Origin of the sequence: Brevibacillus borstelensis (assembly GCF_003710865.1) — a bacterium.
Classification (GTDB): Bacteria; Bacillota; Bacilli; order Brevibacillales; family Brevibacillaceae; genus Brevibacillus; species Brevibacillus borstelensis.
Genome location: NZ_RHHO01000009.1, coordinates 20,106 through 46,300, shown reverse-complemented (window position 1 = coordinate 46,300; position 26,195 = coordinate 20,106). Strand labels below are relative to the sequence as shown.

The 26,195-nt window shown below is 51.6% G+C and carries 23 protein-coding genes; 20 read left to right on the top strand and 3 right to left on the bottom strand.

Annotated features, from left to right (window positions below; translation table 11 throughout):
• Positions 1-176 precede the first annotated feature (176 nt).
• Positions 177-923: a stalk domain-containing protein gene (locus EDM54_RS04370; protein WP_003390080.1), complete on the top strand. Its 747-nt coding sequence runs from the start codon at positions 177-179 to the stop codon at positions 921-923.
• Between the two features lie 50 nt (positions 924-973).
• On the opposite strand, the gene EDM54_RS04365 is transcribed toward EDM54_RS04370, so the two are convergent.
• Positions 974-1,846 (bottom strand): LysR family transcriptional regulator, encoded by an 873-nt coding sequence (locus EDM54_RS04365; protein WP_024985226.1) that lies wholly within the window; start codon positions 1,844-1,846, stop codon positions 974-976.
• A 131-nt stretch (positions 1,847-1,977) separates the two neighbouring features.
• Between EDM54_RS04365 and EDM54_RS04360 the strand changes: the two genes are divergently transcribed.
• The 3 genes from EDM54_RS04360 to EDM54_RS04350 all read left to right on the top strand — a co-directional run bounded on the left by EDM54_RS04360 (position 1,978) and on the right by EDM54_RS04350 (position 4,318).
• On the top strand, positions 1,978-2,760 hold the full coding sequence (locus tag EDM54_RS04360; RefSeq protein ID WP_024985227.1) for a SagB/ThcOx family dehydrogenase: 783 nt from the start codon (positions 1,978-1,980) through the stop codon (positions 2,758-2,760).
• Between the two features lie 26 nt (positions 2,761-2,786).
• Positions 2,787-3,140: a nuclear transport factor 2 family protein gene (locus tag EDM54_RS04355; RefSeq protein WP_003390076.1), complete on the top strand. Its 354-nt coding sequence runs from the start codon at positions 2,787-2,789 to the stop codon at positions 3,138-3,140.
• A gap of 212 nt (positions 3,141-3,352) precedes the next feature.
• A complete protein-coding gene (locus EDM54_RS04350; RefSeq protein WP_035990070.1) occupies positions 3,353-4,318 on the top strand; it encodes a GNAT family N-acetyltransferase in 966 nt (321 codons plus the stop codon).
• 69 nt (positions 4,319-4,387) lie between these two features.
• Here the strand turns inward: EDM54_RS04350 and EDM54_RS04345 are convergent, their stop codons facing one another.
• Complete coding sequence (locus EDM54_RS04345) at positions 4,388-4,948, bottom strand: cysteine hydrolase family protein (protein WP_122957824.1); 561 nt, start codon at positions 4,946-4,948, stop codon at positions 4,388-4,390.
• A gap of 263 nt (positions 4,949-5,211) precedes the next feature.
• Between EDM54_RS04345 and EDM54_RS04340 the strand changes: the two genes are divergently transcribed.
• Positions 5,212-5,553, top strand: coding sequence for an MGMT family protein (locus EDM54_RS04340; RefSeq protein WP_122957823.1), 342 nt, complete (start codon positions 5,212-5,214; stop codon positions 5,551-5,553).
• 88 nt (positions 5,554-5,641) lie between these two features.
• On the opposite strand, the gene EDM54_RS04335 is transcribed toward EDM54_RS04340, so the two are convergent.
• The gene (locus EDM54_RS04335) at positions 5,642-6,679 is read right to left on the bottom strand and encodes an acyltransferase family protein (protein WP_003390072.1); all 1,038 of its coding nucleotides are present in this window, start codon (positions 6,677-6,679) and stop codon (positions 5,642-5,644) included.
• Positions 6,680-6,947: 268 nt separating this feature from the next.
• On the opposite strand from EDM54_RS04335, the gene EDM54_RS04330 reads away from it, so the two are divergent.
• From EDM54_RS04330 to EDM54_RS04260, 15 genes are all read left to right on the top strand, one after another.
• The gene (locus tag EDM54_RS04330; protein WP_024985232.1) at positions 6,948-7,679 is read left to right on the top strand and encodes an SDR family NAD(P)-dependent oxidoreductase; all 732 of its coding nucleotides are present in this window, start codon (positions 6,948-6,950) and stop codon (positions 7,677-7,679) included.
• A gap of 107 nt (positions 7,680-7,786) precedes the next feature.
• A complete protein-coding gene (locus tag EDM54_RS04325; RefSeq protein ID WP_003390068.1) occupies positions 7,787-8,359 on the top strand; it encodes a DNA-3-methyladenine glycosylase I in 573 nt (190 codons plus the stop codon).
• A gap of 126 nt (positions 8,360-8,485) precedes the next feature.
• Entirely contained in the window at positions 8,486-8,965 is a 480-nt protein-coding gene (locus tag EDM54_RS04320) for a GyrI-like domain-containing protein (protein WP_003390067.1), read from the top strand.
• 325 nt (positions 8,966-9,290) lie between these two features.
• Positions 9,291-10,850, top strand: a complete 1,560-nt coding sequence (locus tag EDM54_RS04315) for an ATP-binding protein (protein WP_122957856.1) — start codon at positions 9,291-9,293, stop codon at positions 10,848-10,850.
• Positions 10,851-10,937: 87 nt separating this feature from the next.
• Positions 10,938-13,484, top strand: coding sequence for a WG repeat-containing protein (locus EDM54_RS04310; protein WP_122957822.1), 2,547 nt, complete (start codon positions 10,938-10,940; stop codon positions 13,482-13,484).
• A gap of 268 nt (positions 13,485-13,752) precedes the next feature.
• Positions 13,753-15,453 carry a molecular chaperone HscC gene (locus tag EDM54_RS04305; protein ID WP_024985236.1) on the top strand — a complete coding sequence of 567 codons (1,701 nt, stop codon included), beginning with the start codon at positions 13,753-13,755 and terminating at the stop codon, positions 15,451-15,453.
• Position 15,454: 1 nt separating this feature from the next.
• Positions 15,455-18,091: a J domain-containing protein gene (locus EDM54_RS04300; protein ID WP_024985237.1), complete on the top strand. Its 2,637-nt coding sequence runs from the start codon at positions 15,455-15,457 to the stop codon at positions 18,089-18,091.
• 3 nt (positions 18,092-18,094) lie between these two features.
• Positions 18,095-19,012, top strand: a complete 918-nt coding sequence (locus tag EDM54_RS04295; RefSeq protein ID WP_122957821.1) for a DUF1266 domain-containing protein — start codon at positions 18,095-18,097, stop codon at positions 19,010-19,012.
• A gap of 259 nt (positions 19,013-19,271) precedes the next feature.
• Positions 19,272-19,940 carry an aspartate/glutamate racemase family protein gene (locus EDM54_RS04290; protein ID WP_003390060.1) on the top strand — a complete coding sequence of 223 codons (669 nt, stop codon included), beginning with the start codon at positions 19,272-19,274 and terminating at the stop codon, positions 19,938-19,940.
• Entirely contained in the window at positions 19,937-20,599 is a 663-nt protein-coding gene (locus tag EDM54_RS04285; RefSeq protein WP_039070157.1) for an AroM family protein, read from the top strand. Before EDM54_RS04290 ends, EDM54_RS04285 begins: the two co-directional genes overlap by 4 nt.
• A gap of 223 nt (positions 20,600-20,822) precedes the next feature.
• Positions 20,823-22,385, top strand: coding sequence for a PucR family transcriptional regulator (locus EDM54_RS04280; protein WP_024985241.1), 1,563 nt, complete (start codon positions 20,823-20,825; stop codon positions 22,383-22,385).
• 150 nt (positions 22,386-22,535) lie between these two features.
• Positions 22,536-23,165 (top strand): hypothetical protein, encoded by a 630-nt coding sequence (locus EDM54_RS04275; RefSeq protein WP_122957820.1) that lies wholly within the window; start codon positions 22,536-22,538, stop codon positions 23,163-23,165.
• Positions 23,166-23,242: 77 nt separating this feature from the next.
• Positions 23,243-23,725, top strand: coding sequence for a hypothetical protein (locus tag EDM54_RS04270; protein ID WP_255320320.1), 483 nt, complete (start codon positions 23,243-23,245; stop codon positions 23,723-23,725).
• Between the two features lie 533 nt (positions 23,726-24,258).
• Positions 24,259-25,269 (top strand): ABC transporter permease, encoded by a 1,011-nt coding sequence (locus tag EDM54_RS04265; RefSeq protein WP_003390054.1) that lies wholly within the window; start codon positions 24,259-24,261, stop codon positions 25,267-25,269.
• 24 nt (positions 25,270-25,293) lie between these two features.
• Positions 25,294-26,190 carry an ABC transporter permease gene (locus tag EDM54_RS04260; protein WP_122957818.1) on the top strand — a complete coding sequence of 299 codons (897 nt, stop codon included), beginning with the start codon at positions 25,294-25,296 and terminating at the stop codon, positions 26,188-26,190.
• Positions 26,191-26,195 lie beyond the last annotated feature (5 nt).

Here is a 26,195-nt window from a genome sequence, read left to right as displayed (position 1 = left end):
TGCTTTGGCCACGAACGATGAGGGCACTGTATGCGGGAAGCACCGCGAAAGTACATACCGGCGGGAGCATCAGTAGTAGCAGGGAAAGCGATTAAGCTTTGGTGAAGCCACCAGTCAACTGAATATTGGAAATAAATGCTTTGCATCACAGAAAAATACGATGGGAGAGATGTAGTATGTGGAAGAAAAAATGGGTACCGATCTTGTCGTCTGTAGTACTCGCGGGTGCGACTTTCTTGCCGGTCACCACGGATGCGGCTGTCGGAAAAAAGAATGTGCAGGCTAGCTACAATAATATCAAAGTTATGTATAACGGTGTAAATGTTCCAACGACCATCGAGCCGTTCATCGTCAATGGAAGCACCTATATCCCGGTGCGGATGATGGCCAACGTCTTTAACAAGGATGTCGTTTGGAATGGAACGACTTACACAATTGATGTCAAAGACCGCCCGGATACGCGCGTAACCGCTCTGCAAGCGGAAGTCGCAACGAAGGACGCGAAAATCAAAGATCTGGAAGCAAAAATTGCCGATCTGGAAGATGAAATCGACGACCTCAAAGACAGAAAGAGCAGCAAGGACGACGATGTCGATGATCGCATCGATGATCTGGAAACCGATTTGAATGACGATTACGGCGATTACGAAGACCTTGAATGGGACATCTCGCTGAGCGGCGATGAGGATGACATCTCCGTAGAGATCGCGATTGACTTCGATGATTATGAAGATGAATTTAATGATTTGACTAAGAGCCAGTTGAAAAAACTCGTAAAAGAAATTTGCAACGACATCTGGGACGAATTTGAAGATGCGAATATTGACGGCGAAATCATTGATAGTGTCGAAGATGATCTCCAGTATGAATTCTCCGGTGATGGAGACGACCACGACATCGAATTCGACGGAAGCACAATTTAAGTATGTACCAAAAAGATCTTGCTGCCTGTTTTCAGGAGCAAGATCTTTTTTTAAATCGCGACGGCTCGCTGCTTGATGTAGTGCTGGCTGTGCACAATGAACTCTGCCGCTATCGGCGAGACCGAATCAAAGCTGCGGGTACTGATGACCAGCTCCCTCGTAATCGTGGGAGACAAAGGGACGGGCACTACCTTGGGCAGCATTTCCGGCAAGTAGAGCTCCGGAACAATCGTGACCCCGACCCATTCCTGCACCATGGCCAGAATCGTCGTCACGTCCCGGACTTCAAAAGCAACGGTGGAAGCAAGCCCGTTGGTGTGAAGCAGCTTTTTGATGCATTCGTCCTTCGGCATAATAAAGCACTTGTCCCGAATGTGGGAGAAAGTGAGATACGGCTCGCTCCGCAGCGGATGGTCATCGGGGACAACCACGACCATTCTGTCGGTTGCAAGCGTGTATGACTCCATATCCTTTCCCGGCACGGTGGTAAAGCCGACATCGACGACAGAGCCGGATATCCAACTGTTTACCTCTTCATACTCCCCCTCAAACAAGACGATGTCCACTTGGGGGAACAGCTTGCGGAATGAGCCGATCAAGCCGGGCAAAATTTTATTGGACACGCTGTGGATGGAACCGATCCGCAGCGTACCCGTCTCGATCCCTTGCGCCGCTTTTGCCTCTTGCTGCATGCGCGAGCTGATCCGCAGCATTTCCCTTGCATGCTGCAGCATTCTCTCCCCGATGTTGGTCGTGGCGACCCCTTTTCGGCTGCGGTGAAACAGAGGAACGCCCAGTTCCTTTTCCAGGCTTTGAATCATCTGAGAGACAGCCGATTGTGTAAAACCGAGAGATTCAGCGGCTTTCGTGAAATTTTTCGCTTCGGCCACGGCGATAAACACTTGCAATTGGGCCAGTGTCATAGGGATTCTCCTTGAATTATTAGTAAAATCTAATGAATTATATTAATAAACATCGTTTTACTAATGGTTGTGCTGTTCGTATACTCGATTTTAGCGAGATACAGTCGCAAGCACAAGAGGAGGAGAACACCATGCATCCGGAATGGCAAAGACTATGCAACGAATTTTTACAGGCGACCTCATACGCAGTCGGCGATCTGGAGGAAGGCTGGGCCGCCAAATATGACTTTGACAAAAGACCGCCTACTTACATGCGGTATGACGATGCGGTAGTCCGCATACCTTTGGGACCAAGAGAGCTGCCCCCGTCCCCGGATCTTTGGGAGCTGATGAAGAATCGGCGTTCCAGACGGAATTTCCTGTGTGAACCGATGACACTCAATGAATTGAACATTTTGCTCTGGGGAACCCAAGGCATCACCGCCGACATGGGCGATTACCAAATCCGCGCGACCCCTTCCGCGGGAGCGCTGTATCCGATCGAGACCTATTTGCTCGTAAACAACGTCGAGGGCTTGGAAAAAGGATTGTATCACCTGGATGTGGAAGAGTGGTGCCTGGAAGGGTTAAAGCTGGAGGACGTGTCTGAAACGGCTTATGCCTTGACGGAGAATCAGGAAATGACGCGCCGGGCGGCTGTCAATTTCGTGTGGACGGCAGTGGTCAACCGTACACGGCATAAATACAGGGAACGGGCGTACCGGTACATTTGGTGGGATGCCGGCCACGTTGCCCAGAATCTGCATATCGCGGCAAATGGCCTGGGATTGGGCGTGTCCACGATCGGCCACTGGTTCGACAAAGAAATGAATGAATATTTGGGAATTGACGGCCAGGAGCATCTCTCCGTCTTGATGGCTTCCGTAGGCAAGGTGGAAGGCAAGGACTGGCTGCATGACCGCAGGCCGCGATAAGAAAGACATTGCAGGGGGGCTTTTTTGTGCACAAGAACAAAACGCCGGAGGAAATCGTGCAGCAGCAGCTGCTCTGCTACAACAGCCAGGACTTGGCGGGATTTGTGTCCACGTATGCCGAGGATGTTTTGATCATGGAGCATCCGAGCGGAAATGTGTTGGTCAGTGGAAAAAAAGCGCTGACAGAACGTTACGCGAAAATGTTCCAGGAAAATCCGAACAACCATTGCGTTATCAAAGATCGTATTTGCTATTCCAATTACGTCATCGACCGCGAGGAAATTACGGGAAGAGACAATCGCGGAGCATTTGAAGCCTTGGCCATTTATGAGGTCAACGATCAGGTGATTAGCAAAGTGTGGTTTCTTGAGGCGAAGTGAGAAGCAAAACCAGTTTACTGTTCGGTTAAGAAGGGGCAGCATTCTGTTGGATCGCGTCGGATCGCGAAATGAACAAAAGGCGCTGGGAAAATGTGGTTGCCGGGCTGGGATGGGTTGTGATACAATCAGCTTGTAACTATTAACAGTTATTTTGGTGGTTACATAAATTCGGTTTCAAAACCCGTTTTTATAAAAAGGAATGAGGGAAGCGAATGACAGTGGCCGCAGTGCGCCCGATCAGACCGGAAGAGATTGATGATTTCGCAGGAGTAGGCAATAGCGATCCGGCCCGCGTGCAGGAGGTAAAGCGTTACGTAGAAAAGATGATCGCAGTCGGTTCGATGCGCCCGGAATGGTGCTTTGTCATAGAGGAAGCGAACCGGCTGCGGGGACGTGTAGCATTTTGGACACTGCCCAAGCTGGACAAACCGCTTGACTTGGTATTGCTCGATATTCCATGGGATAGTGAGGATTCCCTTTCTCTCGGCAAAGAACTGCTGCAAACAGCGCTGGAAGCCCTGCGCGGCATGGGAGTCAAGGAAGTGGGGCATGTGCTGGATACTCCTCCTTTGGCCCCCCAGTGGCAGACGTTTCCGACAGAGCGCAGGGAGCTGCTCAGAGAGATGGGGTTTCGCCTGGAGCGGGAGACCTGTCGCTTTGAGTGGAAGCCGGGTATTGCAGACATTCCCGTGCCTGCAGGTCTCTCCTTTCGCTCGCTCGCCGAAGTGGGCAACGAGGTCTTTATCGAAGCTGTCATGCGCGTATCTGAAGGAACGCTGGACCGTCGCATTTTGCATGACAGTGAGCGCCTGGGAGCAAGGGGACAAGCGCTGGAATTGTTTCAGGACCTGCAGCAGCTGGTGTATGATCCGCATTGGTGGCAGCTTGCCTATAACCAGGACGATGAATGCATCGGATTGGTGATGCCCGCGAAAAGCCCTGCCTTTGCTACGATCGGCTACATCGGCGTGATGCCGGAGCAAAGAGGACGCGGATACATCCATCAGCTTCTTGGGCGGGGAACGGACATCCTGCTGAAAGCGGGGGTCACTCCTATTCGGGCGGATACCGACGTGCATAACGAACCGATGGCCAATGCCTTTCGGAGGGCCGGGTACATTCAGTTTGCCACACGTTCAGAGTACGGACGCAACATTCATATAGAGATCCCACGATAGAAAAACACCCCTCCAGACAAGCGGGCGAGTCCCAGCATTGTCGGGAGGGGTTTGCTGTTTCATTCGCTTTTATCTATACTGATCGTGGGTCGGTTCAAAAACGTTTTCGCCTGAATGGCGCACCATGACAAAACCGCTGACATTGTCCAGACCATGCAGCAGCGCGTTGTGGTGAGCGATGATTCGCTCTGCCGAAAGAACATCGTTGCCAGTCGTCGAGTGGGCGTCTGCCACCAGTGTCACATCATATCCGAGGGTGGTCGCCCTTCTGCACGTCGTATCTACGCAGTATTCCGTCTTGCAACCGACGACTGCCAGATGGTTGATTTTCCGCGCTTGAAGTTCTTTGTGCAATTCCGTGAGCTGAAACGCGTCTGTTGCTTTTTTTCGGATGACCAGTTCGCCGGAAAGCGGCGCAATCTCGGGATGTATTTGAAATTCGGCCGAGTCTTGGGCGGCTACATCCAAATCTTGAACATAAACAACAGGTATGGACTGGCTTCTCGCCGTGGAAATCAGTTTCGTTATGGTCTGCAAAACGTCTTCCTTTTGAAAAACCGGACCGATTTCGGGTCCTTCGACAATTCCTACTTGTACGTCAATGACAAGCAATGCCGTTTTCCGCTGCATGCAGTACCTCCTCCTGAAATGGGGGGAGTCAATGGGTATGCATCCCCCTGCAGAATGACAAGTGGTGATGATTTGTATCGTAACGAGTGTTCAAATATGTGCTCATAACCATTCAGCTCCTTTCAAAAACCAGGATGGCAATCCCGTTAGTATGGGTAGGATTGCTTACCGAGTAGCGTAGCATAAATTTTCTGTCAAAAACAGAGGGGAAACTGGACAAACCTGCCAGTGGCTTCCCCGGCAGTAGAAAAGGAGAAAAAAGCATGCGGCCATTCACAGAAAGAGCGGTGGCAATCATCCGCAGTATTCCTCCGGGGAAAGTGATGACCTATGGGCAAATTGCCGCGTTAGCCGGAAGTCCGAGGGGGGCAAGGCAGGTCGTCAGAATCCTCCATTCCATGAGCAATAAGCATCGCCTTCCGTGGCATCGCGTCATAAACGCGGAAGGGAAGATCAGCTTGCAGGAAGAGGAATCCCGGACCATGCAAATGCTTCTGCTGCAAGGGGAAGGGGTCGAGGTGATCGGCGGGAAATCAATCAACCTGAGCATCTACCAATTTCATCCTCAGCCCGCCATGCACCCGGATAGCGAAGACTGCTTCTGAGAGCAAGAAAGTGAAAGCAAAAAAGCAGGGACACCAAAATATATAAAAAGGCACCCAATCAGCTTGGATGCCTTTTTCGGCTGTCGTCTTATTCATATCTCTCCCGAATGACCCGCCACCTCGTCTTGATGAGGCTCTCAATGCCTTTCGTAATTTGCACCAGCAGGATGGAAGCAAGCCCCGTGCTCGCGTAGACGACGAGCAAATACATCAGCGAATACCACGTGTTGCTGAACAGCCACGAGACGTCATTTCCGAAAAGATCCTTCAGCCATTCCTTGTAGAGAATGAGGAAGGCCGAGTGAAACAGGTAGATAAAATAGGTAAGACCTTTGCGAAACTTGAGCTGTACCTTGTCGACCAGCTCCAGGAAGAAGACGACCATGACCAAAAAGGTAATCAGTGTCGCAATCACAAAGGACAGATGAACCGCCACATACATTTTGCTGGATAGGATGAAAAAGACAGCACTGATGACGGAGACGCTTGTAAACAAAATCAGGTAGGACTGTTTCCTTTGCAGGTAAGCAAAGATGGTTTCCCGATACCAGTACACCAGATGGCCGATATAAAACGTGAAGATCCACGTCGGGAGAAGATGGCGAGTCGTCAAGCCAAGCCACCCCTGGTGGAGGTAATTAATGTACACATATTGAACCGCCATGAATACCCAAATGAGAAAAAGGATGTTTTTCTTGGTAATCACATTGCGGAACAGGTAGGCGAACAGGTAGTACTGGCAAATCATAAACACAAAATACAGGTGGCCGCCCGTTTTTCCCAGAAAGATGTTGAAAAAATCTGTGGAAGTGCGAGGCCACACGTCATTGAGCAAGTAATGATACAAGACGCCGCACACCAGGAACGGCACGTAGATGTAGGTGAGCTTTCCCGAAAAGAACTGCCAAAAGCCCGGCTTTTTCTTTTCAAGCGTATAGGCGGTCATGTATCCGCTCACGATGGCCAAAAGCACTGTGCCATAGCGGCTGATCTGGTTTAAGGCAAGCACCCAGAAGGGATCGGTAAAGTCCAGCACGGAAGCGGTAAAATGACCGGCGACGACCAGAAAGGACGAAAGCAGTTGAATGAAAAACAAGGCTTTCAGGATCTTCGAGTCGGTGGACATAAGCAAGTAATCTCCATTCGTTTATTTCATGAAACATCATCATTTTCAATGAAGAAAAAGATGAAAAAGAATCAGTTTTCATGATAGTAAACTATTCTTTGAATTATATTAGAATACAGACAGTATGAAACATGTAAATTTTAAAGAGAATTCCATCGTATGGTAACGAACTTGTTGAAGCTTGGCAATTCGTCAGCATGTTCATATGCACAAGGATGATATGCATGGATATTCAGATTCCTGATTCCGCAAAGGGAGGAAGCCGACATTGCTGAAAGAGAAAGCCATTATCGTTACGGGCGCTGCTTCAGGCATCGGGCTTGAAATTGCCAGACAATGCATTCAAGAGAATGCCCACGTAATCGCCTGCGACCGAAATCGCGAGAAGCTTGCGGAAATCAAGCAATCTATCAACTCGGACGCGCTGGACGTATACACTTTGGACGTCACGAGATACGAGGAGGTTGCAAGCTTTTTCGCCTGGGCCAGCGAACGGCATCCCGCAATCAACGGGCTGGTCAACAACGCCGGCATTTATCTGGGAAAAAGCATCCTCGATTATGACGTGGATGAAATCGACCAGGTGATCAACGTAAACATAAAGGGATTCATCTACTTTTCGAGGCTGTTCGGGAGAATGCTGCTTGATCAAAAAAGAGCCGGAGTCATTGTGAACCTGTCATCCGTTTCGGGATTGGAAGGAAGCTCTGATGCCGTATACGGTCTGTCAAAGGCGGCCGCAGTCGGTCTGACCAAAAGCTGTGCGATGAATTTTGCGCCGTATATCCGGGTGAATTGCGTAGCACCCACACTGGTAGATACCTCGATGATGGACAAGCTGCCTGTGTGGAGAAAGAACGAATACAGAGAGCACGAGCTGATCAAGTCCCCGGTGCTGCCTGTCGATGTGGCAAACACGGTTGTATTTCTGCTGTCTGAAAAGGGGAGGAATTATACTGGCGCTACCTTTGATTTGAACAACGGGTGTTACCTAAGGTAATCGATGGAGCGAAACGAAGAGATTGATAAACAAGCGGCTCCGGTATATGATAGAAGAAACGGATTGCGAACGTTTGTTTGCAATGGTGAAAACAGGAGGACAGGCAGATGAACCGATGCGGGTGGGTGACACAAGATCCGCTTTACCTCGAATACCATGACAAGGAGTGGGGCGTTCCGGTCTACGACGACCGTCTGCTCTTTGAATATTTGAATCTGGAAGGCGCGCAAGCAGGGCTGAGCTGGTACACAATCCTCAAAAAGAGAGAGAACTACCGGCAGGCTTTCGACAACTTTGAGCCCGAAAAAATCATCAAGTATGACGAGCGGAAAATAGACGAGCTTCTGCAAAACGAAGGCATCGTCAGAAACAAGCTGAAGATCAACGCTGTTATTGCAAACGCCAAGGCGTATTTTCGGGTTGTCGAGGAATTCGGTTCATTCAGTGCGTACATCTGGTCATTTGTGGACGGGAAACCGGTCCAAAACCATTTCAAAGAGATGAGCGAGGTGCCCGCCTCCACAGAGGTAAGCGACAGGCTGAGCAAGGATTTGAAGCGGCGGGGATTCAAGTTTGTGGGAACCACGATCTGCTATGCGTTCATGCAGGCCGTCGGAATGGTAAACGACCATATTGTGACGTGCATGTGCTACCAGGGGAAACAGAAAAAAGAAGCATAGGGATATACAGGTGCAAGCGCCTCCGGAAAAAACGGGAATTGGCTGATCAAACATGACACCCAGTTGTCAACTTTCTACCCGTAAAATGTGTTTGTAAAGACAGAGACAATGAAGGGAGCAATTGGGATGGAACCGACCTATGTTTTTCAGGATGCTTTGTACATAAAGGGGATTGCTGCCAGGACGACGAATGAGCGGGAAGCACGGGGAGAAGGAAAAATTCCGGGCCTGTGGGAACGGTTTTTCACCACGGATGTAAGCGGACGGGCGAAAGCAGTCAAAAACCCTCATCTCACCTACACGCTTTATGCGAATTACGAAAATGGAGCGGCTGGCGAATATACCGTGCTGATCGGCCATGAGTCGGAAGCTGGCGAGGCAGAAGAGGGGATGGAGGTCATTTCGGTACCGGCCGCGAAGTATGCCGTCTTTACCTCGGAGAGAGGGCCGGTCGGCGCCGTCGTGACCGAAGCGTGGAAGCGCATCTGGGAATGGTCTGCGACTTCACAGGAGCGCCGTACCTTTACCGGAGACTTTGAATTGTACGATGCCCGTGACTTTGATCCGCAGAATGCAGTCGTTCGGATTTACGTAGCCGTTGAATAAGACAGCGAAGGAAGGGGCTGACAAGGAGCCTCCTATTCCTGCAAATCGGGACCGGAAACTTCTCCGGTCCTTTTTATGCCTGGAACAAAAAGGCCGCAATTGTATGAAGAAGGGGTCAGTGCTCGCAGCTCCTATTGCACGAAAATTCCGTTTATCTGTCGCCTCTCCTGTTTAAATGAGGGGAAACGGGACAAATTCGACAAATTTAAAAGGAGATTGCCCAGCTTTAAAAGAAAGAAGAACTACCCATGAAAAAATATCCAACGAAAGAAAGGGAGCAAACAGTTCTCTCACAAGCTGGGGAAAGGAGCAGGACGTGAACTTCATGGAAACGCATCGTGTAAAAAATGATGTGCACATCAGTCAACTAGCCTCAGTAGGGCAAATCGCCGCAGGGATTGCACATGAGGTAAAGAACCCGCTGACAGCCGTAAAGGGTTTTTTGCAGTTGCTCAAGGAGGAGCCGAATGAAACATACGTTGACATTGCCCAATCGGAACTGCAGAATGCTTTGGCTACGCTTGAAAACCTTTTGCATGTAGCCAAGCCCGATCTGGAGGAGGAGTCCATACAGTCCGTTAATCTTTCTGTAGAGCTGGAATCCTTGGTACATCTTTTTCAGGACCAATTGTATCGCGTGGAGATAAGAAAGAAAATTCACAATACGGACGCCTGCGTGTATGGACGGAAGAATCAGCTTAAAAAAGCATTTTTCAACCTGCTGAAAAACGCTTTTGAAGCGATTCCGGACAAGGGAGCCATCACGATTGAACACAAGGTGGAAGAGGAGCAAGTGGTTATCTCCATCGAGGATACCGGAACGGGAATTCCGCAGGAAAAGCTGTCTATGCTGGGCACCCCTTTCTTTTCCACAAAAGTCGACGGGACCGGGATGGGACTGACCCAAGTGTTTTCTGTCATTCATCAACATGGAGGCAGGATTCAGGTTTACAGCGAGGAAGGAAAGGGTACACGCTTCACGCTGAGCATCCCCAAGGAATCAACAAGGTTAACTCGTGGAGTGATTGAATTGAAATTGCATTCAACAGCAGGCCAGGAGCTGCGGGATTTCTTTCTGGAAAATCGGAACGAATTCGAACAATGCTTGCTGGCTGAGGCGGTCAACGTCAAGGAGAAAATACACGAAATACAGCAGGTGGGAAACGTCAACTTGCTGGCGAACGCTCATAAGCTGGTCCTTTACATCGTCGATGGCCGCGAGCACGATGTGATTTCCTTCGCCCGACAGGAAGGGGTTGTCTGGGCCAAGCATTCGCTGACATTAGCGTTCAAGCTCGAGTGGGTGCAATCCATCCGCAGGGTTCTTTGGGATTTCCTGTACAATTATGACAAGCTGCAGAATCTCGAGAGCAGCCGGGAAAACTTCTACTCGCTGGAAAAACAAATCAATGAGTTGGTCGATCGGTTCCTTAATTATTTCTTTATCAGCTACTCCGATTACAAGGAGCAGCTTATTCAGAAGCAGAGAGAACTCGTCGACTATTTATCTGTCCAGTTCATTCCGTTAAAGCCTGCCATGTGCATTTTGCCGCTGGTAGGAGCGATAGACAGCCATCGTTTTTCTTTAATTGAGGATAAAGTCATTACGCAGATTGGCACGAATAAAATCGAGGTGCTGATTTTGGACCTCTCCGGCGTTGCCGAAATGGAGATAGCCGTGATGGAACGCTTCTTGCACCTGCTCGAAGGCATAGCGATGATGGGCTGCAAGGGTGTCATCACCGGTATGCGCCCGGAAATCGTAAAGGTCATGATCAGAAACGGAATATCGTTTGACAGTAAAGCTATTATGAAAGGAACGCTTCAACAGGCCTTGGTGGGGTACATGACGCCGGGACCTGAACCGGAAATCCCCCCGGTGTAACGGCTGTCGCATGGCCAGCATTTTGGGTCACCACCTGTATTTGCCCACATATGATATCTCAAAACATTTACATGGGAGAGTTAGGCAATGTGGGATAAACAGCTGGAACTTACGGTAGATAAGCTTTTGCCCTGTGGAGCAAAGATCCTCGCAGCAGCAGGGAAGGCGCCGTCGGACGAGGCTCCCTCGCCGTTTATTTGTTTGCGCGATCTGGACGGCGATGGAGAGGCAGAGCTGGCTGGCGCCTACAGGTGGGTCGGGGAAACCTTTTTCACGGTATGGAAAAATGGAGCGGACGGCTGGTATGCAGTCCAGACGCTTTCCAGCAGAAAGGCGGTCATTTGCGATCTGCACACGGCGCCCGTGACCAGCAGCGAAAAGTTTGACGTCATCATCGGCTGGCAGGCTGACGGGGAAGCTGCGTTGATTCAAACCCGGCATGATTGGCCGTTTGTGCTGACAACCAGAGAAGCGGGAGAAGCAGAGCCAGCCGCGCTTGCTGTCTATGAGTGGACGCAGCGCGGGCTTTTGAACAGAGCGATGCCCCCTCTCTCCTATCACAAGCTGGAAGTAGCCGATCTCGAATCTGCTGCGGGAGTGGACGGGATTGCCGAGATCATCCTCTGGCAGCAGGAGGAGGGAGGGGTGTATACGGCCGATGTATACAAATGGAACGGGGAGCGATTGCAGCAAGCCAATGATCGCTTTCCTTCCTATTTTCAGCAGATAGCTGCGCAACTTCGGGAACAGGCAAAAGAACGGCCGGAAGATGCGAGTCTCTGGTACCAGCTTGCCAGTGCCGAGCAAAAAGCAGGACTGCCGGCACAGGCGGTTCACTCGCTCGCTACAGCGGTGAAGCTGCGCCCGTCATCCGCCGGAAAATGGCAGTCGGTTATCCGGTTGATCCGCAGCGAGCTGCAAACCAGGGCTGCTTTGTACCCCGCCCCCGTCAAAACGGCAGAAGGTACAAAATGGGGGTACATTGACAGAAACGGACGTTTTATCATTTCACCTCGTTTTGACTACGCCGAAGATTTTCAAAATAACGGTTTGGCCGTCGTGCAAGCAAACAACCACAGCGGCCTGATCAACCAGCTCGGGATATTTGTCGTAGGTCCTATTTATCAGTCGATTGCCCCCTTTTCCGAAGGGCGGGCAGCCGTTGTCGATGACCGCGGCTTTCGGGTCATTGATGAAAGAGGGAACATGTTAACGGCCACGCCTTACTCCTATATCGGAACGTATAAGGAGGGGCGGGCAGTTTTCACAAAGGTCGATGCACAAGGCCGTTCCCATTACGGCTACCTGGATCTTTCCGGCACGGAAATTATCCCGCCGGTGTATATGTCTGCCAACGACTTTCAGGACGGAAGAGCGCTTGTGCAGGTCAGGGAGGGAGAATTCGCCCTCATCGACCGCAGCGGGAAGGCGCTTCATTCCTACCAGCATCCCTATGTAGGACCGCCGGGAGACGGCCTGTTGGCATTCTCGGAGACGGAGAGCGGCCCCAAGGGCTACATCAATGAATCCGGCGAGGTGGTCATCCCGCCGCAATTTTCGGTGGCCTTGCCGTTCGAAGCGGGAAGAGCCATCGTCAATGCCTCCAGGGATTTCTCGGAAAATCTGTACGGTCTGATCGACAAGACCGGGGCGTACGTGATCAAGCCGGAATACAACGACATCAATATGCTGGGAGCAGGGCGTCTCGCTGTTGGCCGGGCAAAGGATCCGAGCAAGCCCTACATCGGATCGGCCTATGCGATAACGGACACAGACGGCCGTTTCCTGACCGATTTTCTCTACGACCAGGTCGCCGAGTACAAAGAAGGGGTAGCATCTGCAACCGATGGCCAGAGAACCTTTTTCATCGACAGAACGGGACATGTGGCGAGAAATCTTCCGGTCGTCCCGGGCAGCGGAACGTTGACGCTGGAAGGGGAGCTGGTCAAGGCGTTTGTCGATCAACGGATATCCTACTATGACCGCAGCGGAAAACTGGTCTGGAAGCAAAACACCGCCATCCCGCTGACTGGTCAGTACCGGGTTGTCGAGCACAAGTACGCTCCGAACAGAGATTATCTCGTCTACTACCCCGAAATCAGGGGCATGGCGAACAGACAGGCGCAGGAGGCGGTCAACCAACGCTTGCGTGAGCTGTCCCAGATCAAACCGATTGATCCAAATGCACAGTTGGATTACAACTACTTTGGCGATTTTGCTGTGGCGTTCTTCAAAAATCGGCTGGTGGAGCTGGAGCTGACCGGCTACAATTACCCGTTTGGCGCCGCTCACGGAATGCCGACCATGACTTATGTCCCGATTGATTTGGTCAGCGGACGGATCTATGCTCTGAAAGACCTGTTTAAGCCGGGCAGCGATTACGTCAGGGTACTGAGCGATATCGTCGGCAACCAAATCAAAAACAATCCCGAATACTCGCACGTTTTCCCGGACTCCTTTAAAGGAATCAGTCCCGATCAGCCTTTTTATGTCAAGGAAAACGCCCTGTATCTCTACTTTGCTCCGTATGAAATTGCGCCCTACGCTGCAGGCTTTCCGACGTTCCGCATCCCTTTTTCGCAGATCGCGGACATCATTGGCGAGAATGGGGATTTTTGGAGATCGTTTCACTAAAATAGAGGAAATCGAGAAGCGCAGGTCTGCCTCAACAGCAGATTTGCGCTTTTTTGCGAAGAAAGAAGCGAGACGAGGCAAAATGCCGGTTTGTGCCATTTGCGGTCCGCACAGCAAATGGCAGCGTGGTCCGAAAGTCCTGTTTCATTTGCTTGTCCTTATATATAGGAAAAACGATTCATGATTTTTCCAAAAGTGAAAGTTGATTCAATATATTGGCAAATGCTATGATTACTTTCAAGAATTTTTTGTAGGATGTGATCGTATTATGCCGATTATTGGCATTGATTTAGGTACGACCAATAGCCTGGTTTCTTGTTGGACAGAGGAGGGCTCAGTGATCATTCCCAACGCTTTGGGAAGCAACCTGACGCCTTCTGTTGTGAGTGTAGATGAAAATGGGGAGATCCTCGTCGGACAAGTGGCCAAGGAGCGTCTGATTACACATCCCCATCTGACAGTAGAGACATTCAAGCGGTATATGGGCAGCAACAAAACCTTTCAGCTTGGATCGTATACATTTTCCCCGGAAGAGCTGTCTGCATTTGTCATCCGTTCGCTGAAGGAGGATGCAGAGGCATTTCTGGGAGAACCCGTGACAGAGGCCGTGATCAGCGTTCCGGCTTATTTTAATGATGCGCAGCGAAAAGCCACGCAGAGGGCCGGAGAATTGGCCGGCTTGAAAGTGGAGCGGCTGCTCAATGAGCCGACGGCGGCCGCGATCGCCTACGGTCTGCATCTCCAGGACCCGGAAACCAAATTCCTCGTCTTTGACCTCGGGGGCGGGACTTTTGACGTCTCCGTCCTGGAGCTGTTTGATCAGGTCATGGAGGTCAAAGCGATCGCCGGTGACAACTACCTGGGCGGCGAAGATTTCACCGAGCTTCTCTGCTCGCACTTTCTCCAGCACCATCTGCTGACAGCGAGCGATGTCAGCGAAAAAGCGATGAACGCCTTGCGTAAGCAGGCGGAGCTGTGCAAGCGGCAGCTCGGCACAGAAAAGTACGGCACGATGAGCTGCATGATCGATGACAAGACCTACGAATTGCAGATCGGCCGGGATGAATTTGAAGTCATTGCAAAGCCGCTGCTTGCTCAGCTCCGCGCTCCGATCGAGCGGGCCCTGCGCGATTCGTCGATTACTCCGCGCGAGCTGGACGCTATCGTACTGATCGGCGGCGCTACACGGATGCCGCTCATCTATTCGTTTGTCGGCAAACTGTTTGGGCGCCTGCCTGCATCGCATATCCACCCGGATGAAGCCGTGGCTTTGGGAGCGGGGATTCAGGCCGCGATGAAGGAGCGGAATGAAGCGCTGCGGGAAGTGGTATTGACTGACGTCTGTCCGTACACGCTCGGCACTATGGTCGCGGTCGAGACGGACTCGGGAAGCTACGAGTCGGGTCATTTTTATCCGATCATTGAACGCAACAGTACGATCCCGGTCAGCAAGGTAGAGCGTCTTTACCCTGTGCACGAGAACCAAAAGGTGATCAAGGTGGAGATTTATCAGGGAGAGAGCCGTCTGACGAAAAACAACATCAAGCTCGGGCAGATGGAAATCCCGATTCCTCCCGCCACCGCTGGCCAGCAGGCTGTGGACGTCCGCTACACTTACGATATTAACGGCATTCTGGAAGTAGAGGTCACCGTCGTCGAGACGGGCGTGAAAAAACGGATGATTATCGAAGAGAACCCCGGGGCCGTTTCCCGCAAGGAAATCGAGCAACGTCTGAAGGAGCTGGAGGCCATCAAGATCCATCCCCGAGACAGGATGGAAAACAGGCTGCTCCTGGCACGGGGAGAGAGGATGTACGAAGAATCGCTGGCGGAAAAACGGTACGAGATCGCCCAAGCCTTGCAGCGCTTCGAAAATGTCCTCAAGCGTCAAAATGATGCGGAAATCAAGAAGGAAGCGGAGCTGCTGAAGGCTGTGCTGGATCGGATTGAGAGGTGCCAGGACTATTAATATGAACAGTTGGGAATTTTTGGGTATCGAACCTACGTCCGATCAGGGGGCAATCAAGCGAGCGTATGCCAGACTGTTGAAAACCTATCACCCGGAGGACGATCCGGAAGGGTTTCAGCGGCTGCGGGAAGCGTATGAGCATGCCCTCCGCGAAGCGAAATTTTTACAGGAAGCGGCTGCGTCAGGCGATGCGGCTGGTTCTGTTTTTGTACTCGATCCGGAGGAGGAAGCAGCTCCGGCAGCAGAAGCGGTATGGACTGGCGTCCGGGAGCAAGGACCCCGCGAAGGGGAAGCCCTTGAAGCAGGGGTCCCTGAGCAAGCGGGAGAAAGGCTGGCCAGCCGAAGCTTTTCAGCGGGAAAAGAGCCGGCCACACCCGAGGAGCTTGCCGAGCATTTTATTTCGCAAGTGACTGTGCTCTACGCTGATTTCCCATCCCGGATTGACCGCGAGAAATGGGTGGCGCTGCTGGAAAAGGAAGAATACTGGCAGCTGGAAGTCAAGCAGCGGACCAACAAAGAAATGCTGACATTCCTGATGGAGAAGTACCATTTGCCCCGTCAAATATGGAGGCTGTTGAACGATTACTTCTTCTGGACCGATCAGGAGATGGAGCTTTCCCAGGAGTTTCCGGAAAATTTCATTCGCTTTGTCATCAACCAGATCAAAAAGCCGTGGGAGCTTCGCTACGATTTTTTGAAAAAAGACGAGGACAGCGATTACGAGTACGACGACTTTATCGATTGCCGGGAGCACGCGTTTCGGGCGATGCTGGACAATGAGCTGGAGGAAGCCGAGAAGTACCTCGCGATTGCTTCCAACATGTTTACCGAGGACCCCGATTTGCTGAGGATGATCGGGCACTTCTATCTGCGCAAAGACGATCTGGAGAACGCTTTTCATGCCTTTTACCGGCTGACCGAGGTGCTTCCGGAGGAGATCGACGGCTACATCCATCGGGCAAACATATTGCGGAAGATTGGCAAGTACGAAGAGGCGCAAGAAGACTATCAGCATGTCCTCTCGCTTTCTCCCGACAATGAACTCGCTTTGAGCGGGCTTGCCCGCTGCTATGTCTCGCTTGGAAAGCTGACCGAGGCGAGGGCGGTGCTGAAGCGGATACTCGTTCAATGTCCGTACGACATCGACGTACAAGTCCGCCTGCTTGCGCTAAACGGCTTGCTCGCCGATCAGCTTCAGGAGGAACTGCAGGAGGCGCCGGACGATCACGAGCGCAGGTTTTGCTTGGCGAGCGTCTGCTTCGATCTGGAACGGTATGAGGAGTGCGTAGAATCACTCGACCGCATTCAGAGAGCCATTCCGCTTACAGTGGACATGGAGCTGCTCTGGGGCCGGGCGCTGATCAAGCAGGAACAGACGGAGGAAGGACTCGCTCATCTGGATAAGGCGTTGGAGCTTGCCCGCCAGGCAGGGGACAGCGAGTGGGCGATTCTCCTGGAGCGGGGTACTACGTATGTGGAAAGCAACCAATACGAGGCGGCCATCGAAGACCTGACCGCCGCCATGGAGCTTATGCCCAACCATCCCGAGATTCTCCATCAGCTGGCGGAGGCATATCGCTGCCAGAAGGAATACAAACGCTGCGTGGAGCTGTCCGATCAGGCCATTTCGTTGAACCCTACACGCTGGATTTATTATTCGACCAGGGGGCTCGCCCACTATTGGCTGAATCATTACAAGGAATCCAGAGATGACCATCAGATCGTCATCAACCACGAGTACAACTTCTCCGGGGCCTGGCATCGAAAGGCATACAGCCATTTTCGTCTGGGCGAATACGACAGGGCGATAGAAGGCTTTCACGAATCCGAACGGTGGGGGGACAACGAGCTGTCCTTTTACTTTATCGCGATCTGCCATTTCAAGTTGGGAGATTACGAGAATGCGCTCGGGGCCATTGAATATTACAAAGAGAGCCACGAAAACGACCCCGATGCCTATCTGGTGATGGGCGACGTGTATCGCGGGATGGGAGACGAGGAGCAAGCACGGGAAGTGTACTGCAGCGGGGCTGCCCAGTTCCCAGACAATCAGGATCTGGTCAAAATGGCTGTATACAGCCTGCTGAAGGAGAATGCTCAGACGAGAGCGATTCCGTATCTCAAGCAGCTGCTGCTGGGCGAGGACTATCGCGAATGGGCCGCCACTTCATTGCTCAACATCTCGATCCAGCAAGGGGAGTGGGAAGAGGCTGTCGCCATCGCAGACAATTTCCGCAATGTGGTACCGAAGGAGCAGTGGGACCCGACCCTCCTGTTTTATGCCGGCTATGTTCATTACCGCCTGGAGCGTTATCAGATAGCTGCGCTTTACCTGGAGCAGGCTTACCGGCTCAAAGCGGACGGCGATACATGCAGTTATTTAAGCATGGTCTATTTTGATCTGGGCAGGATGGAAGAGGCTGCTGCTTTTGCCAAGAAAGCGTTGGAGGCCGTTCCCGGAAATGCCGAGTATCAGCGCCGTTACGAGGGAATCGTCAGCCAAAGCAAGAAAGGGCTTTTCGGTCTGTTCCGTAAAAAACAATCCTCCCAAGCTTTGTGGCCATCTTCGCTTCCCTTCGTATGGCACCAGGAGCTTGAAGAGGTTCCCGACATACATTATTGGCAGGGGGAGGAATAGCCGATGAGCAGCAAACAAGCGACACTCGATCCGACCGACTTGTGGGGATTGGCGCTGGGGGCCGTTTTATTTGAGATGAACGGCTACGATGCCGCAAACAACTACGAAATCGAGCCAACCGAAGAGAATCTCGAAGCAATCCGGCGGTCTCTGAAACGAGGCTGGGGAATCGAGAGCACCGAGGATTTGATGAACAACCTGCGCTGGCTTCAGGAAGAGGGGCATCGCACCTCCTTTTACGAAATGCGTAGCTTCTTGTCCACTCTGTCTATGGCGGATCAATCAGCCTTCCTTGAGACGCTGCCGAAAAATACGGAAAAGCATATGCAGTACATCCTGGTAAAGGCGTACATGCACAAGCTTCCTCTGGCGGGCATCGCAGCATGGGATTTTGGCAGATATGTCGATTTGTGCAGGATGGGGGCTTTTGTCGGATACATATCCGAGGAAACATCATGGGAGTTGATCAGGAAAGTGGCGGTCGTGGCCCAGGAATCGTATTCGGGCTGGCTGGAGTACGGCATCAGCTACGTGGCTGGCCGTCAGTTTTGGCTGGGGACGATCAGTGAGGAGAAGGCCAAGCAGCATACCGACTATGTCCGAAGCCTTGTTTTGAATAAGGACAGCCTGTGGCGGAGGCTTGATTGGAATTTGAAGCTTGTGGATGAAGAAGAGGCGGAAGAGGCTGCGGAAGCGGAAGAAGTGGAAGCAGAAGCTGTGGAGACAGTTGTAGTTGAAAAAGAAGAACTGGAAGCAGAAGCTATGGAAACAGTAGTAGCAGAAACAGTAGAAGTACAAACAGAAGCCGTAGAATCAGAAATAGCCCAAGCAGAACCAGCAGAAGTCACAGCGAAAGACGCAGAAACTGAACACATAGAAGTGGCTACCGAAGAAGCGGAAACAGAAACCAGACAGAAGTAGAGGAACGAGAACGAAAGAACGAAAAGCATTTCTGGAACAAGTACAAAAGCGAAGTCAAAGCCATGTCAAGCTATTGAAATGCCACACGACGTGAAAAGTCACCCCAGAGGTGGCTTTTCTCTTTTTTCTGCAAGCACTGATTTGTGCATAAGGGACAAATTTTATCCGTCTTTTTAGCTGATCAGGCCGTATTCCTCGCCAAACGGCTCTGCCTATAATGTAAGGAAAACACAAGGCAAAGTTGACAGGAGGGGTTGGCATGCTGGGCATTATTCGTGTTCTCACGCTTTCCGATCCCCGCGATGTACACCGTCACGGGGAGCTAATCGAGCGACAGTACCAGATTCCGGTAGTGAGCGAGTGCATCTGGGATCAGCCGAAAGGCATCTACGATCAGGAAACAGAGGACATTGCGGTCCCGAAAATCATTGAGGTGGCCAAACGCCTGGAGGCAAAGGGCTGTCAAGCGATCGGGATCAGCTGCGCGGCCGACCCGGCTTTGGCGGAAGTGAGACAGGCTGTCCGTGTCCCGGTGATCGGAGCGGGCTCGGCTGCCGCCCATCAGGCGATGGCGATGTCGCGCAAGGCGGGTGTATTGACGATTCTCGATGATGCACCGCCGCTGGTCAAACAAATCCTCGGGGATGCCTATGTCGGCATGAAAAGGCCCGATGGAGTGCGAACTACTCTTGATCTGCAAACCCCGGAAGGACGGAAAAATGCGCTCGAAGCGGCGAAGTGGCTGAAAGAACAAGGAGCAGAATCGATCGTGCTGTGCTGCACCGGCTTTGCCACGATCGGCTTTGCCAAGGAACTGATGGAGAGGCTGCAGCTGCCCGCCATGGACCCGATCATGGCGATCGGAGCGACTGCCTCGATGTTTCTGAAAAAACAGAATTCGCTTTCCCCGGATGGAGCCGCCGTATGAAAAAGCTGGGGGCAATCACCATCGGTCAATCACCGCGTGTCGATGTAACGCCGGAGATGCTGCCTTTTCTCACCGAGTTTCAGGTCGTGGAAAAAGGGGCATTGGACGGGCTTGGCCCGGAAGAATTGGCAGCCCTTGCGCCGAAGCCGGGTGAAAATGTGCTGGTCAGCCGCTTGCGGGACGGCTCGCAGGTTACGATGTCCAAGCAGTCCATCCTGCACCTGATGCAGCAGCGGATCGACGAGCTGCAAGCAGATGGAGTCGACGTTATTTTGCTGTTGTGCACCGGTCATTTTCCGTCTTTTGACTGCAACGCTCTACTGCTGGAGCCGGACCGCATCCTAAACAACGCCGTTCACGGCTTGCTGGCAAAGGGCAAGCTCGGCGTCATCAATCCGGTACCCGAGCAGCGCGAAGCTTCGTTGGAGAAATGGGAACGCGACGGACTCGAGGTCTTCACGGCAGCCGGTTCTCCGTACTTGCCGGGCGACGAGATCGAAAAGGCGGCACTTTCGCTGAAGGAGCATGATGTAGACTTGATCTTGCTGGATTGCATGGGCTATACGGAGGAAATGAAGCGGACGGTCAAGCAGATTACAGGCAAGCCGGTCATCCTGTCGCGGACGCTGGTCGCGCGGGTGCTGGGAGAGCTGGGCTAAATCTACAGAGGATGACGAACTGAAGAATGGATAGCAAACTGGGGCAGTCCTATCGTAGGCAACTACTTGATCGGACTGCCCCTTTTGATACAGAGAGTGTCGCCTGCCCCTGTCTATTTCAACCAGCAAGAAAATTTTATCGTTAATACTAAATTTTTTGTCTATTTTGACTATATTTTTGCTACACTATTTTTCAAACAGCGCGGCGAAGGAGGGAAGCTTTGTGAACGGAGTGACCATTCGAGAGTTAATGGAGATGCCCCTTTTGAAAGACGCTCGTGTTATCAGTGGATTTGAAGGCATGGATCGTGTGGTGCGGTTTATTGATATCATGGAAGTCCCGGATTTGAGAGGGTGGCTGCGAGAAGGCGAACTGCTTTTGACTACAGCGTACTCCATCCGTCACGATCCTTCGCTTTTGCCCGAAATCGTCGAACATATGGCCCAGGCGGGAGCAGCGGCACTGGCGATCAAGCCGGAGAGGTTTCTCCACGACCTGCCGGAAGAGATGATTTCGGTGAGCAATCGCTATCAGCTGCCGATCATTGAGCTGCCGGCGATGATCCCCTATATGGACATCACCCATGCCGTCATGGAGCAGGTGCTGGATCGCCAGGCGGCTCTGCTGCGCCGCTCCGAGGAGGTATACCGGACGCTGACGACGATGGTTTTGGAAAACAGCGGGCTGCAAGCGGTGGCAGATAATGTTTCGGAGCTGGTCAAAGGAGCGGTCCGGGTGCTGGACAACCACGGACACGTACTCGTCTCCGTCCCGCCGGACTGGAAGCCGCAGTCCAAGCAGCTGGAATGGGATATAGCGGTAGACAAGCAGGTAGTAGGCAAGCTCCAGATAGACAAGGAAAGCCTGGACGACATCCAGCAGGTATGCGTGGAGCAGGCGCGAGTCGTGGTCGCCCTGGAGCTGATGCGTACCAAAACGGCCATGGATACAGAGAATCGATTGAGAGGAAATTTTATCGACGAGCTGCTCTCCGCCGTTCCCCCCGCCAGACATGAGGTAGAGCGGAGGGGAAGACAGCTCGGCTTGAACCCGAGCCAGGATTGGGAGGTAGCCATTATTGAAGGCAACGAAACGGTTGTTCGCCAGATCGCGGCGCCCGCTTCGCGTTTTCGCCAGTCTCTGGAGCAGGAGGCTCAGCAGAGGGGCTTCCAGGCACACGTGGAGGTCAGGCATAATTCGCTGCTGCTTCTGCTCTCCAGCAAACCGGCAGGCCAAGAACAGCCAGGAAAGGCCAAGAAAGGCACGGAAACCGAAGCTGTCCCCGGTTTTGAGTGGCGGCATGGCATTGAGCGAAGTCTGCGCGAGCAAGGGGGCAAACGGCATGATATCCATATCGGATGCGGAAGAGCCTATCCCTTGTGGCATGTGCATCAGAGCTATACGGAAGCGAGAAAAGCGCTGGCGATCGGGATGAAGCTGTCCCGTCCCATGGAGGTCACGGCCTTTGAAGATGTCGAGGCCTTTCAACTGTTGGCAGAGTATGCGGATCATGCTCATTTCTCCGAGCTGTTCGAGCGAAAGCTGGGGAAACTCCATGCACATGACAAAGAGCACGGCAGCGACTTTTTGCGAACTCTTTACCACTTCCTGGAGTCATCGGGAAATTTGATCGAGACATCCAATCGTCTCTATATTCACCGCAATTCGGTCAAATACAGACTGCAGCGGATTCGCGAAATCATTCCAATCGACTTGAGCTGTCCGAGGCAGCGTTTTGTCTATCATCTATGTCTGACGTATCATTACTTGAAAGCAAATGAATAGCCCGCTGCAGCCGTCTTCTGGACGAATCATGATCCAGCGGCGATTGCCATGCATTGCTACAAATCCCAACCATTGTAAATAATTGGGATTTTGTGTTAGAATCATTCCGTGTTGAAATTATGGGGAATACTAGGAGGAGAAAATGAGAAAATGAATATTAAAAAACTTTCTATTGCGACTGTCTTGGTTAGCAGTTTAGTCGTATCTGGAGCTGGTTCTGCCTTCGCAGCATCTCAGGGCGAGACAATTAAAATAGGGAGCCTTACGATTGTTGAACGGGTATATGAAAACCCGGTAGAATATGATTTTACAAAAGCCCTAGCAAAGAGTGATTTAAATAAGATTGGTCCCTTAGGCAATGATATGACTGGTACAGTCTATGAAATGTCCACCAAGGATCTATACAAATCAAAATCTTATGAAGCTGAAATCGAAAATGATAGTGACGAAAACGATTCCTTTTCAAGAAAGGTAACAAGAAAAACCTTTTTGACCGGAAAAATAGGTGGGTCAGGCGAGACGAAAGTCAACTGGAGGATAATAGAGGGGAAAGTCGGGATTCATGCAGAAATTTCATTCGGAAAAGAAGACACTATAGAAACAACCCACACTTGGGTCATACCAAAGCGTACGATAACAACCGTTGAATACGGATCAAAAGCTGTAAAAACAACCGGAAACCTGGTGAAATATTTCCAAGGGAGAGTAAAAGATTCTAACTACGTTAACGTCAAATATTCGTACAAAGAATATTCCAGTAAAAAATCAAAAAATCTATGATCCGACCTCTCCATGTTCTTCTCCTTCTGTTTATCGTTCTTCTTAGTGGTTGTAGCGGGGATAATTCATCAGAAACAGTGGAAAAAACACCAAGTGACATGATGCAAACAGTCCCCAAAGAAAAGTCGTATGGAAGCGTCTACGACTATTTCGAAGAATTTACAGGGGAGAATTTGAAAACATCCGTGCTTCAAATCAAAAAAAGCGATAATTCGGTAGAACTCACGTTACGAATCTTACTCTCGGATTCCTTGAAAGAAAAAATGATGCATACGGAAAAAACCATTTACTTTACGTTTGGAGATCTGCCGGGTAACGAGACAATTAAGAATTTGCTTGCTGAATCTCCTTCACTCGTTCAAATTGAGTTAAACAGTAAAGAGAATCTGTATACGGTTTCGCAAAAGCTGAAGCTAAAAGAAAATTTGACGGAAGCTGATAAACAGGCGCTATTGTCTCCTGCCAATTACCGATTTCAGGTTATAAACGAAGAAGAGCTCTCTGTAGCCAGTTTTATGGGTTTGGAAAATTCGCTACTTCCAGAAGATAATCAGAAGTAGTAAAAACGCTTGTTGCGACTTGTACTTCATGTGGCCATCGTGGCCACACTCCTCATGCCATAAAAAACACTAGGGACTTGGATGCAAGATGGAACTCGATTTCCTGTACACGAAGGAAATCGAGTTTTTTCATATTGGATTACTCCACTCTGTACTCCAGACTCGAAAATACGTTTCTGTTGATCCTGCCAGCCTATCTTCCGGGCTTTATTTTCCCCGTCTCACCGTCCTTCGGAACAATCAAATGTCTCCTTTCTCTTCCATATAAGCATGCCTTTATGGCAGGTTGCTTTGGAGATTCCTGTTTTTTACAAACAATTTTCCATTCATGCTATGTATTTGTTCGGTATTTTTTTGCACGGGTGCAAGCGAGTGAAACCGGGGCTCTTTGTTCAATGGGGACAAATGTTATGCCTCTTTTTTATTGCGAGCGGACGTAGTGGACAAGAAGTCGGTACAGGTACAATAACCACAAATATATGAAAATTTTCATATTTCAGATCTGGATCGGAAGTATGAGGGGGGTTGGGAGATTGCTCATTTACATTTTCCGAAGATTGCTGCTAATGATTCCGGGCCTCATCGGGATTATCCTGATTACATTCCTCTTGTCGAGGGTGCTGCCCGGCGATCCCGCCCTGATGATAGCGGGAGAGCAAGCGGACGAGGCACAGCTGGCAAAAATCAGAGAGGACCTGGGGCTAAACGATCCGCTCTACGTTCAGTTTTTCGACTATTTGGGCGCCCTTGCGAAAGGCGACCTTGGCTTTGCCTGGCACACCGGCCACAGCGTGCTCGAAGACTTCGCCACGCGCTTTCCGGCAACGGTCGAGCTGACGCTCTTCAGCATTTTGATCGCGATCCTGGTCGCCATCCCTGTCGGGGTCGTTGCGGCGACGAAAAAAGAGTCGATCACCGACCACATATCGCGGGTGTTTTCATTGATCGGCGCCTGTGTTCCGATTTTTTGGCTCGGACTGATTCTGATCTACTTCTTTTATTCCAAGCTGGGCTGGTCCCCTGCACCGATGGGACGGATCGGCGGGGAAATCAATCCGCCTACCCATGTAACGGGGCTGTTCCTCGTGGACAGCCTGCTGTCCGGCGACATGATCGCCTTCAAGCAGGCGCTGTCGCACATCTTGCTCCCGGCGATCTGTCTGAGTACCGGGACGATGGCAATCGTCGCACGGATGGTCCGCTCCAGCATGCTGGAAGTGATCGGACAGGACTACATCCGGACGGCGAGAGCAAAGGGCTTGATGGAGCGTATCGTCATTTTCAAGCACGGTCTGGTCAACGCCTTGATTCCGACCTTGACGATACTCGGACTCCAGTTCGGCCAGTTGCTGGGCGGAGCGGTCATTACCGAGACGATCTTTTCCTGGCCCGGCCTGGGAAGCTATGTGACTGAGTCCATTTTGGCGACGGATTACGCTCCCATCCAGGCGTTTACCCTGGTCAGCGCCATCCTGTACAGCCTGATCAATCTGTCGGTCGATTTGATTTACGGATTTATCGATCCGCGCATCCGTTATGACTAGGCATCGAAGCAAAGGGGGGATTTCATGAACAGCGCAACACAGAGTTCGCCCACAACCGTTGGGAGTGCAAAGATAATCAAACCGAGGTCGACTTTTCGGCTGCTGCTGCAAAACAGGCTGGCAGCGCTCGGACTATTTTTTATCGTGATGTGGACCGTAGCGGCACTCGTGGCGCCGCTGGTCGCACCGTACGCGCCGAATGCCCCGGATACGTCCATTAAATTGCAGGGGCCAAGCGCAGAGCATTGGTTCGGTACGGACAACTTCGGCCGCGACATTTTCAGCCGCGTTCTCTACGGCGCGCAAATTTCGATTTGGACAGGCCTGATCGCCGTGGGAATCTCCTTTTGCATCGGGGTTCCGCTGGGCGGGATCGCCGCTTACTACGGCGGGGTGACCGGAAACGTGATCATGCGGGTGATGGACACCTTGCTCGCCTTTCCGTCGCTCGTCCTCGCGATGGCGATTGCCGCTTCAATTGGTCCCGGACTGATCAGCGCGATGATCGCGGTCGGGATCGTCGGGATTCCCGAGTTTGCCCGGCTGATGTTCGGACAGACCGTCTCCCTTCGCGAAAAGGAATTCGTCGAAGCGTGCCGGGCTACCGGCGTAAAGGATTCGATCATCTTGTTTCGCCACATTTTCCCCAACGCGCTGGCGCCATTGCTCGTCCGAGCGACGCTCGGGATGGGCTTTGCGATCCTGACCGCAGCCAGTCTGAGCTTCCTCGGTCTCGGTGTAAAGCCGCCGATCTCCGAATGGGGCGCGATGATTTCGGAGGGGCGGGAGTACATCATTTCCGGCGAATGGTGGCTGGTTACCTTCCCGGGCTTGGCGATTGCCACATCGATTCTCGGTTTCAACCTGCTGGGAGACGGCCTGCGAGATGTCCTTGACCCGCGCCTTCGATCCAGCAGGTAACACAT

Excerpts from the sequence above, each read along its gene's own strand:
- EDM54_RS04370 (WP_003390080.1), top strand. The coding sequence starts at position 177 with ATGTGGAAGAAAAAATGGGTACCGATCTTGTCGTCTGTAGTACTCGCG.
- EDM54_RS04365 (WP_024985226.1), bottom strand. The coding sequence starts at position 1,846 with ATGACACTGGCCCAATTGCAAGTGTTTATCGCCGTGGCCGAAGCGAAA.
- EDM54_RS04360 (WP_024985227.1), top strand. The coding sequence starts at position 1,978 with ATGCATCCGGAATGGCAAAGACTATGCAACGAATTTTTACAGGCGACC.
- EDM54_RS04350 (WP_035990070.1), top strand. The coding sequence starts at position 3,353 with ATGACAGTGGCCGCAGTGCGCCCGATCAGACCGGAAGAGATTGATGAT.
- EDM54_RS04345 (WP_122957824.1), bottom strand. The coding sequence starts at position 4,948 with ATGCAGCGGAAAACGGCATTGCTTGTCATTGACGTACAAGTAGGAATT.
- EDM54_RS04340 (WP_122957823.1), top strand. The coding sequence starts at position 5,212 with ATGCGGCCATTCACAGAAAGAGCGGTGGCAATCATCCGCAGTATTCCT.
- EDM54_RS04335 (WP_003390072.1), bottom strand. The coding sequence starts at position 6,679 with ATGTCCACCGACTCGAAGATCCTGAAAGCCTTGTTTTTCATTCAACTG.
- EDM54_RS04325 (WP_003390068.1), top strand. The coding sequence starts at position 7,787 with ATGAACCGATGCGGGTGGGTGACACAAGATCCGCTTTACCTCGAATAC.
- EDM54_RS04320 (WP_003390067.1), top strand. The coding sequence starts at position 8,486 with ATGGAACCGACCTATGTTTTTCAGGATGCTTTGTACATAAAGGGGATT.
- EDM54_RS04315 (WP_122957856.1), top strand. The coding sequence starts at position 9,291 with ATGGAAACGCATCGTGTAAAAAATGATGTGCACATCAGTCAACTAGCC.
- EDM54_RS04310 (WP_122957822.1), top strand. The coding sequence starts at position 10,938 with ATGTGGGATAAACAGCTGGAACTTACGGTAGATAAGCTTTTGCCCTGT.
- EDM54_RS04305 (WP_024985236.1), top strand. The coding sequence starts at position 13,753 with ATGCCGATTATTGGCATTGATTTAGGTACGACCAATAGCCTGGTTTCT.
- EDM54_RS04300 (WP_024985237.1), top strand. The coding sequence starts at position 15,455 with ATGAACAGTTGGGAATTTTTGGGTATCGAACCTACGTCCGATCAGGGG.
- EDM54_RS04295 (WP_122957821.1), top strand. The coding sequence starts at position 18,095 with ATGAGCAGCAAACAAGCGACACTCGATCCGACCGACTTGTGGGGATTG.
- EDM54_RS04290 (WP_003390060.1), top strand. The coding sequence starts at position 19,272 with ATGCTGGGCATTATTCGTGTTCTCACGCTTTCCGATCCCCGCGATGTA.
- EDM54_RS04285 (WP_039070157.1), top strand. The coding sequence starts at position 19,937 with ATGAAAAAGCTGGGGGCAATCACCATCGGTCAATCACCGCGTGTCGAT.
- EDM54_RS04275 (WP_122957820.1), top strand. The coding sequence starts at position 22,536 with ATGAATATTAAAAAACTTTCTATTGCGACTGTCTTGGTTAGCAGTTTA.
- EDM54_RS04260 (WP_122957818.1), top strand. The coding sequence starts at position 25,294 with ATGAACAGCGCAACACAGAGTTCGCCCACAACCGTTGGGAGTGCAAAG.